The sequence below is a fragment of the Amycolatopsis sp. genome, from assembly GCF_036008905.1.
Lineage (GTDB): Bacteria > Actinomycetota > Actinomycetes > Mycobacteriales > Pseudonocardiaceae > Amycolatopsis.
This window is the reverse complement of sequence record NZ_DASYMU010000142.1, coordinates 54,304-63,265: the sequence shown is the minus strand read 5'-3', so window position 1 is coordinate 63,265 and position 8,962 is coordinate 54,304. Positions and strand designations below refer to the sequence as shown.

Here is an 8,962-nt window from a genome sequence, read left to right as displayed (position 1 = left end):
CTCTCGTCCGTCCGCTACGCCCTCGCCGGCGGCGCGACGGTCCCGCCCGAGCTGGTCCGGCGCGTCGAGTCCGCGCTGGGCGTGCCGATGAGCATCGTCTACGCGCAGACCGAGGCCTCCCCCGGAATCACCATGACCCGTCTCGACGACAGTCCCGAGAACCGGGCGGAAACGCTCGGGAGGCCGTTGCCCGGCTGCGCGATCAAGATCACCGACCCCGCCACCGGCTCCGTGCTCGCCCGCGGCGAGGTCGGCGAAGTGTGCACCCGCGGGTACCACGTGATGACCGGCTACTTCGACCGTCCCGACCAGACGGCCGAGGCCATCGACCCGGCGGGCTGGTTGCACACCGGCGACCTCGCCGCCATGGACGAGCACGGTTATCTCCGGATCGAGGGACGGGTCAAGGAGATGATCATCCGTGGTGGTGAGAACATCTACCCCCGCGAGATCGAAAACGTCCTGCTCGATCACCCGGCCGTGGACGAGGTGGCGGTGGTCGGTGTTCCGGACCCCGAATGGGGAGAACAGGTGGCGGCCTTCGTCCGGCTCACCCCCGGCGAAACCACCGGTGAAGCCGAACTCTTCGCCCACGTGCGCGAGCATCTCGCGCCCCACAAAACACCCCGGGTCTGGAGCTTCGTCACCGAATTCCCCCTCACCGGTTCCGGGAAGATCAAAAAGCACGTACTTCGCGACTCACTGACCGATTCTTGACACCGATCGCGCCGCGCAGGGAACGCGTCGGCGGAGCTCCGACTGCGCGAGCGCGGGTGGGACGTAGGCCACGTCGACTGGTCCGACGTCGGTTCCCGGCGGCACGATTTCGTCGATGCGGTCGAGCACGTCACCATCGAGGAGAGTGCCGGCTCCCGCGAGCAGGTCGTCGAGCTGTTCGGGCGTGCGCGGGCCGATGATCGCCGAGGTGACCGCGGGGTGGGCGGTCACGAACGCCAACGCGAGGTGGGGCAGCGACAGTCCGGCCTGTTCGGCGACCGGGACGAGGGCTTCGACGGCGTCGAGTTTGCGTTCGTCGGTCATGTGCCGCCGCGCCCAGTGCAGGCGGCCGGCCGATGCCGTTTCCGCGCCGCCCTTGCGAAGACGGCCGGCGAGCAGGCCCATCGCCAGCGGGCTCCACACCATGACACCCAGCCCGTAGCGCTCGCAGACCGGCAGGATCTCACGTTCGATCCCGCGGTTGAGGATCGAGTAGTGCGGCTGCTCGGAGCGGAAGCGGGCCAGCCCGCGCCGTTCGGCCACCCACTGGGCTTCGACGATCTCCGACGCGGGCAGGTTCGAGTGGCCGATCGCGCGGACCTTGCCCGCGCGGAGCAGGTCGCTCAACGCGCCGAGAGTTTCCTCGATGTCGGTGCCGGGTTCGGGGTGGTGGGCCTGGTAGAGGTCGATATGGTCGACCCCGAGGCGGCGCAGGGACGCTTCGACGGCGGTGACGATCCACCGGCGGGAGTTCCCGCACTCGTTGGGGCCGGGGCCCATCGGGCCGTTGAACTTGGTGGCGAGGACGACGTCGTCACGGCGGCCGCGCAGCGCTTTCCCGACGATCTTCTCCGATTCGCCGTCGCCGCCGTAGACGTCGGCGGTGTCGATGACGTTGATGCCGCCGTCGAGGGCTCGGTGGACGATACGGACGCACTCGTCCGCATCGGGGTTGCCGTGCGGCCCGAACATCATCGTGCCCAGGGCGTAGGCACTGACCTGGATGCCGGTGCGGCCGAGCGGGCGGGTTTGCATGGGGTTTCTCCTGTGTGGTGGGGGATGCGGCCGGCGGTCGCATCCCCGTGGACAAGGTCAGGCCTGGGTGTACTCGGCCGCGACATCGACGATCCAGGTGACGCCGAAGCGGTCAGCCAGCATCCCGAAGGCGGGCGCCCATTGAGCGGGGCCGAACGGCTCGATCACGGTCGCGCCCTTGGCGAGGCCCTCCCACACCGGGGTGACCTCGTCGACGCTCTCGCCGCGGACGGAGAGGAAGAACGGCTCCTTGGTGATCGTGGTGCCGTTCTCGCGGCGCGTGGTGGGCGTGCCCGGCGTGGCCGGCGTGGCCTGGCCGGGTACGTCGTAGGCCATCACCCGGAAGCCGTTGTCGGCGACGACCTGGCCGAATACGACGTTCGTGGCGCCGGGCAGTTCGGCGGGCATCCCGAAGTCGGCGTAGGTGGCGACGGTGAGCTGCCCGCCGAACACCGACTGGTAGAACTCGAGGGCTTCACGGGCCTGGCCATGGAAGTTCAGGTGGGCGACTGCGTTGAGCGACATGGTGTTCCGGTCCTTCACGAGCGGTTCTTGTCACCGGAGGCTTCCGGCGACAAGAACCACGGTGTCAGCAGTACCGGCCAGGGAACGTCCGCTATTCGTGGCATTCTGGAGACATGCCACTCGCTTCGTCGACGACGACCTCCAGCCGGCTGCTGTCGCTGCTGTCCCTGTTGCAGGCCCGCCGCGACTGGCCGGGAGGTTTGCTCGCCCGACGGCTGGCCGTCAGCGAGCGGACAGTGCGCCGGGACGTCGACCGGCTGCGCGAGCTCGGTTACCCCGTCCAGGCGGTCAAGGGACCCGATGGCGGTTACCGGCTCGAAGCGGGCCGCCAGATGCCGCCGTTGCTGTTCGACGAGGAGCAGGCGGTCGCGCTCGCGGTGGCGCTGCGGATCGCCGTCGGGACGGGCGCTGGCATAGAGGAGGCGGCCGCGCGGGCGCTGGCCACCGTGCGCCAGGTCCTGCCGTCCCGGTTGCGGCAGCGCGTCGACGCCCTGGAGATCAGCGCGGCCGGGCGCGGTGCCGATCCCCAGGTCGACACCAGTGTCCTGCTCACGCTGAGCGCCGCCGTCCGCGCTGGGGAGGAGCTGCGGTTCGACTACCGTTCGCCGGGACGCCCCGAAGACACCGAACCGCGCGCGCCCCGCCGGGTGCAGCCACACCATCTCGTGGTCCGGGCCGGACGCTGGTACCTGGTCGGCTGGGATCCCGAGCGCGAAGACTGGCGGATCTACCGCGCCGACCGGATGACACCGCGTGTCCCGAACGGACCGCGGTTCCCTCCCCGCGAAGTGCCCGGCGGCGACATAGCCGTCTTCCTGTCGGCCAAGTTCAAGGGCTCCGAGAGCACGGACACCTGGCCCTGCCGCGGCGAGGTGATCCTCGGCCTGCCTACGGCGGAGGTGGCCCCGTTCGCCGGCGACGGCGTCGTCGAGGAACTCGGCACCGCCCGGACCAGGCTGACGACAGGGTCCTGGTCCTGGGCCGCCCTCGCCGCGGCGCTGGCCCGCTTCGACACCGAGATCGAGGTGATCGCCCCGCCGGAGCTGCGTGCGGCGTTCGCCGACCTGTCCCGCCGCGCCGGCCGCGCCGCGGAAACCGGATAGGGCAGCTGACCATCTTGCCCTCCAGCCGGACGGCGATCCCGCGTATCTGCTCGTCGTCGAGCAGCCGCCCGGACGCGGAACGGCATCACGGTCGGCAGCCAAGGACGGCCGCCTCCCCGGAATCCCTTCGGGAAGGCGGCCGTCCTTGGTTTTTCGTCAGCTGTTGCTCACCTTGACCGAGAACGAGTCGATGCTCATCCCCGCGCCGGAGGTGATGCCCGCGCCCGGGGAGGTGCAGGCGCAGACCTTGTTCGGATACGAGCCACCGATCGCGACGTCGAAGATCGCGAAGAACCCGTGATCCACGGCGGCCTTCCAGGTCGCGTCGGACACCTGGTTCTGCCGGACCGCGAAGGTCTGCACACCGTCGAGGGAGAACCGCAGTTCCTCCGCCGCGGCGTCGCGGCGGTCGACGACCACGGAATAGGTGTGGTAGCCGGTCAAACAGCCCGCGCAGTCCTGCAGATCACTGGAGATGCCGTCCGGGTCGTGACACTCGCCGGCCCATTGTCCACAGTGGAATGTGGTGGAGTGCTCGCTCAGCGCGTTGACGTTCTCCATGATGTCCAGCTCGCCGATGCTGGGCCAGTTCGTGGCGCCGACCGGGCGTGCGTCGGCCCCCATCGCCCAGAACGCCGGCCAATACCCGAGTCCGCTCTCCGGATTCGGCTGCCGCAGCGTCGCGCTCATCTCCATCTGGCCACCGGGCGGCGCCCCGAAGTCGGTGCGCTGGCTTTCGATCCGGCCTGACGTCCAACTGCCCGCGCCATCCCGGATCGGCTTGATCACCAGGTGCCCGCCACCATCGTGATACACGTTGTCAGTGGAGTTCGTCGCCGTCTCGATCTCACCGGTGCCCCAGTTCGCGGCGCCGCCGGCATAACCGGTGCCCAGGTCGTACAGCCAGTCGGCCTGGTTCACGCCGGTTCCGGCCTGCCCGTCGAAATCGTCCTGGAAGACCGTGGTCCAGTCGCCCGCTGCCTGAGCCGGTGCCCCGGCCAGCGTCGTCGCGAAGGAGATTGACAACGTTATCATCACCATCAAAAAACCTCGCAGGGAATACCTGCGAATACCTGTCCGTCGCGCAGAGCCGCCTCGCTGCATGATCCGCCTTTTTGTCGATGGGACCGGGAACCCGCTGGTGTACCAGCTGATTCGATCCAGAGTTGGCCCTGTTTCGGCTCACGGTCAAGGCAAGCTGCCTGGATATCGGTTCGGCAGGGTAAACCGGGGCAGTATTCGACGAGATGGGTTTGAAAGCCGTGACACTGGGCATGGGCGCTCGGAGTCGCTCGAGTCGTCCGGGCAAGAGATCGGCAACCGCGGTGCGGACGGCCATTTCGGCGTTCTCCACGCTCGGTGGCGTTCAACGCCCAGTGGTTCCGGGTGGCCTTGGACCCCGGCACCGGCAAGATCGAGATCCTGCGCGGCTTCCAGCCCCCGAGATCGCCGGATACGGCGATCAACGGAGCTCCGGACAGTCGTGCGGCCGCTGAAAGTTAGACTGCGAGGGAAGGGTGCCCGACAGATGTCGGTTTAAGAACGAGCGGATGGGCATATCGACTTGGCGATCGAGTCAGTGCCATCGTCAGCCCCCACCATGGCGAGTGTGGTCGGCATATGACGGCAGCCGGACACACCGGCTGCTGAACGCCCGCCTCACGTCGTCCCGATACAACCGAGCCCTGCGCCCGATCACCCCTTGCGAGGAACCAGTCTCATGTCCACCGCGAATGTCGCGACCACCTCATCCGAGCAAAGCTCCGCGCCGCCGCGCTCTGGGCTGCTGATCGGCGTCCTGGTCGTCTCCGCCTTCGTGATGATCCTGAACGAGACGATCTTGAGTGTGGCGTTGCGCGACCTGTCGGTCGACTTCGACATCCCGACCTCGACCACGCAGTGGCTCACCTCCGGATTCCTGCTCACGATGGCCGTGGTCATCCCGACAACCGGATTCCTGCTCGAACGCTTCACCCCACGAGGGATCTTCCTCGCCTCGTTGAGCATGTTCAGTCTCGGCACGCTGATCAGCGGCCTCGCACCGACCTTCGGGGTGCTGATGGCCGGCCGGGTGGTACAGGCGTGTGGTACCGCGGTGATGCTGCCGCTGCTGATGACCTCGGTGATGCGGCTCGTACCGGTCGCGCGCCGCGGCGCGACCATGGGCACGATCACCATCGTCATCGCCGTCGCCCCCGCGATCGGCCCGACCATCGGCGGGGCAGTGCTCTCCTCCCTGGACTGGCGCTGGATGTTCTGGATCGTCCTGCCACTGTCGGTGGCCGCGCTCATCGTCGGAGCTGTCTGGCTGCGCCTCGACAGCACGGTGCGGAAGGTACGACTGGACCTGATGTCGGTATTGCTTTCGGCCGTGGGATTCGGCGGACTGCTCTACGGCCTGTCCGCCTTCGGGGAGTCCGGGGCCGCGCAGACATCCTTGCCGGCGTGGGTTCCCGTGGCCGTCGGCGCCGCCGCGCTGGTGGTCTTCGTGTGGCGCCAAACCCGACTGCAGCGCCAGGACCGCGCGCTGCTGGACCTGCGCCCGTTCGGGTACCGCAGCTTCGTGGTCGCCCTCATCCTGACCGCCCTGCTGTTCGTGTGCCTGCTGGGCATCTCGGCGATTCTGCTGCCGCTCTACCTGCAGACCGTCCTGCACACCAGCACCTTCGTCAGCGGTCTGGCGGTCCTGCCCGGAGGCCTGGCTCTCGGCCTGCTCGGACGCCCCGTCGGCGTGCTGTTCGACCGCGTCGGTGCGCGACCGCTGGTGATCCCCGGCGCACTCGCCATGGCCCTGTCGCTGTGGCTGTTCGCCATTCTGGGCGCAGGTTCGTCGCTGTTGGCGGTCATCGGCATCCACGTCCTGCTCATGGTGGGATTCGGTCTGATGATGACCCCCTTGATGACGGAGTCACTCGGCGTCCTGCCCGACCACCTTCATTCGCACGGCAGCGCCATCCTCTCCACCCTCCAGCAGGTCGCCGGCGCGTTCGGCACCGCCGTGTTCGTCACCGTCACCGCACTGGCCAGCTCCGCCCCATCCGGCGCCCCCGACGTCACGGGACTGCGTGCCGCGTTCGTCGTCTCAGGGTGCATCGGGGTGCTCGCCGTTATCACGGCCTTCTTCGTCCGCCGCACCGAGCCCACACCATCGTCACGTACCGACGCGCGACCATCACTTCACTGAACAAGGAAAGGAGTCGACGTGGTTCTGACCCGGATGGAAACCGGGCGGCTGATCTTCATCGGCGAAAACCAGACAGCCACGTCCACCGGGCTCCGGACCACAGCCCCCATAATCAGCTCAGCACCCGCTCTCCGCGATAAAGCCATCTCCGCTGTGGCCAACGAAAGTACAAGCGCCGCAACGTCATCGTGAAGAAGCTGAGCAGCGGCCGGCCGCGAAACCGCCTTGTTCAGCAGTCTCCTAGAGCCCCGCCAGCTGCGGCACGGCCGGGGCCATTCCCTCGATCCAGGAGGCCGGCGAACCCCGTGGTCGGCGTGATGATAGCCGTCTGGACACCGAGCCGCGGGCGATGGCGTGTAGGAGTATGTCCAGGGAACGGGCGGCAGCGGCCGTTTCCCGCGTCAGCCTTCAAGAATGGCGGCCTTTGCTTCACACCACTGCGCGAATGCGCCGAGCTCGCGTATCCCTAAGGTGCCGACGTGACTCCTGACCGAAGTGGGCGTCAAAGCGACCACGCCGGTGTGGACGTCGAGTTCCATCCCGCGCACGATCCCGGCTCGCGCCATCACGTCGGCGAGCGTGGTGAGCGTCAACTGTGCGCCACCCACGTAGATCAGGTGCCCTGCCGAGTCGGTGCCGATACCGGATCGCCAGGTGAACTGGAACTGGTTGCTGGCACTGCCCCACTGCCCGGCTGGGTTGCCCGCCAGGCCCGGCACCGGCTTTCCGTTGTCGACCACCAGTCCGAGGTTCTGCCGGGACGCGGCGATGTTCGGACCCATCGTCGCGTCCCGGCCCCACTGTGCCATCGAGACCGTTCCGTTGCGGCCGATCACGAGAGACGCGATCCCGTCCTGCAACGGCCTCGCCACGCGCCCGCCGAGGTAGAACCCGCCACTGGTGTCGGCGAGCTTGAAGCCGGAGTTGAAGGTCGCGAGCAGGCTCGACCGCAGCGATTGCGGCACGTGGGCGCTTCCCGGCCACCCCGTCCGCGCGCCCGGAACCCAGACCCCCTCGCCCGGCAACGCGGTCCCCGGCGAACTCCGGTTTGCTCGTCATATCCGACGGTAAAGCCCGCGAGGTGGGCGGCCGGGAAATCGAAAGTTAGCGGCTGGCCAATGTTCGACGGGCTACCGCGACAAGCCTATGTCACATCGGTTTTCTCAGCGTGCTCTCATCTGTTCTCACGATCTTGCCAGTGCTGCGGAGGCAACCTCGGTCCTACCGGTGACCGACACCGGGATTGTGATCAGGAGGATTTGTGCAAGCCAAGAAGAAGCTCGTCGTAGCCGCTCTCGCCGCGCTCGCCATCGGCGGTGTCGGCACCGGCACGGCTCTCGCCAGCACGAACCAGGCCGCCCCCGCGGCCCCCGCCCCGGTCGCGGTTCAGCCCGCCGTGGCAGCCGTGCCGGATGCGCCGGAGCCCGGTGACACCGCCGACGCCCCCGGTGCCGCCGCCGAGGTTCCCGATGCCGCGGAAGCTCCCGGCGCGCCGGAGACCGACAACATCCAGCACGAGGCCACCGGCGACGAAGGCAACCACGCAGACACCCCGACCGGTAAGTAGGTACCGGTTCTGCTCTTGACCGGTCGTCCCTGAGACCGGGTGCGGGCCCGCCTTCCTGGCGGGCCCGCACTCAGCGCGCTCTCAGGCACCACGAGGACCCTGGAGTCGGACACGGTAAGGAGGACGGGGGCGATGCGCGTATTGCTCGTGGAGGACCAGCCGCTGCTGGCCGACGCGGTACGCCGCGGGCTGCTCGCCGAGCATGTCGCGGTCGACGTCGAGGCGGACGGGATTTCGGGGCTGCGCATGGCTTCCGGCGGACGCTACGACGTTGTGCTGCTGGACATCATGCTGCCCGGGCTTTCGGGCTACCGTGTGCTGGAGGAATTACGCCGCAGGCAAGTGTGGACGCCGGTGCTCATGCTGACCGCGAAGGACGGCGAGTACGACGAGGCGGATGCGTTCGAACTCGGCGCGGACGACTACCTGACCAAGCCGTTCTCCATGGTGGTGCTGCTCGCCCGGATGCGGGCGCTCGTCCGCCGTGCCACCCCGCAGCGACCGCCGGTGCTCACCGCCGGTGATCTCCTGCTCGACCCGGCGACCCGCCGCGTCAGGCGCGGCGACGTCACGATCGAACTGACACCACGGGAGTTCGGCCTGCTGGAGTTCCTGTTGCGCCGCGCCGGGGACGTGCTGACTCGTACCGAGATCCTGCACGGGGTTTGGGACGCTCACTACGACGGTGACTCCAATGTCGTCGAGGTCTACGTGCGCTATCTGCGGCACAAGATCGACAAGCCGTTCGGGCGGCACGGCATCGAAACCGTCCGCGGTGTCGGCTACCGGCTGGCCGGCGACGGCGGCTAGGGCGGATACCGCGAACAAGAC

General features: G+C 68.3%; 9 protein-coding genes. 5 read left to right on the top strand and 4 right to left on the bottom strand.

Annotation, left to right across the window (positions count from 1 at the left end):
* Nucleotides 1-717, top strand: a 717-nt coding sequence (locus tag VGP60_RS24765) for an AMP-binding protein (RefSeq protein ID WP_327550472.1), incomplete at its 5' end; no start/stop codon positions are given.
* Here VGP60_RS24765 and VGP60_RS24760 read toward each other — a convergent pair.
* Nucleotides 700-1,752, bottom strand: coding sequence for an aldo/keto reductase (locus VGP60_RS24760; RefSeq protein ID WP_327550471.1), 1,053 nt, complete (start codon nucleotides 1,750-1,752; stop codon nucleotides 700-702). The two genes, VGP60_RS24765 and VGP60_RS24760, sit on opposite strands and share 18 nt — an antisense overlap.
* A gap of 57 nt (nucleotides 1,753-1,809) precedes the next feature.
* Complete coding sequence (locus VGP60_RS24755) at nucleotides 1,810-2,277, bottom strand: VOC family protein (protein ID WP_327550470.1); 468 nt, start codon at nucleotides 2,275-2,277, stop codon at nucleotides 1,810-1,812.
* Between the two features lie 113 nt (nucleotides 2,278-2,390).
* On the opposite strand from VGP60_RS24755, the gene VGP60_RS24750 reads away from it, so the two are divergent.
* On the top strand, nucleotides 2,391-3,380 hold the full coding sequence (locus tag VGP60_RS24750) for a helix-turn-helix transcriptional regulator (protein ID WP_327550469.1): 990 nt from the start codon (nucleotides 2,391-2,393) through the stop codon (nucleotides 3,378-3,380).
* A gap of 156 nt (nucleotides 3,381-3,536) precedes the next feature.
* Here VGP60_RS24750 and VGP60_RS24745 read toward each other — a convergent pair whose 3' ends face one another.
* A complete protein-coding gene (locus VGP60_RS24745) occupies nucleotides 3,537-4,406 on the bottom strand; it encodes a glycoside hydrolase family 16 protein (RefSeq protein WP_327550468.1) in 870 nt (289 codons plus the stop codon).
* A gap of 694 nt (nucleotides 4,407-5,100) precedes the next feature.
* On the opposite strand from VGP60_RS24745, the gene VGP60_RS24740 reads away from it, so the two are divergent.
* On the top strand, nucleotides 5,101-6,564 hold the full coding sequence (locus tag VGP60_RS24740; protein WP_327550467.1) for a DHA2 family efflux MFS transporter permease subunit: 1,464 nt from the start codon (nucleotides 5,101-5,103) through the stop codon (nucleotides 6,562-6,564).
* 401 nt (nucleotides 6,565-6,965) lie between these two features.
* Here VGP60_RS24740 and VGP60_RS24735 read toward each other — a convergent pair whose 3' ends face one another.
* Complete coding sequence (locus tag VGP60_RS24735) at nucleotides 6,966-7,529, bottom strand: phosphodiester glycosidase family protein (protein WP_327550466.1); 564 nt, start codon at nucleotides 7,527-7,529, stop codon at nucleotides 6,966-6,968.
* 296 nt (nucleotides 7,530-7,825) lie between these two features.
* Here VGP60_RS24735 and VGP60_RS24730 point away from each other — a divergent pair, with 296 nt between their 5' ends.
* Both VGP60_RS24730 and VGP60_RS24725 read left to right on the top strand, forming a co-directional pair.
* Nucleotides 7,826-8,131: a hypothetical protein gene (locus tag VGP60_RS24730; RefSeq protein ID WP_327550465.1), complete on the top strand. Its 306-nt coding sequence runs from the start codon at nucleotides 7,826-7,828 to the stop codon at nucleotides 8,129-8,131.
* A gap of 132 nt (nucleotides 8,132-8,263) precedes the next feature.
* On the top strand, nucleotides 8,264-8,941 hold the full coding sequence (locus tag VGP60_RS24725; protein ID WP_327550464.1) for a response regulator transcription factor: 678 nt from the start codon (nucleotides 8,264-8,266) through the stop codon (nucleotides 8,939-8,941).
* Nucleotides 8,942-8,962 lie beyond the last annotated feature (21 nt).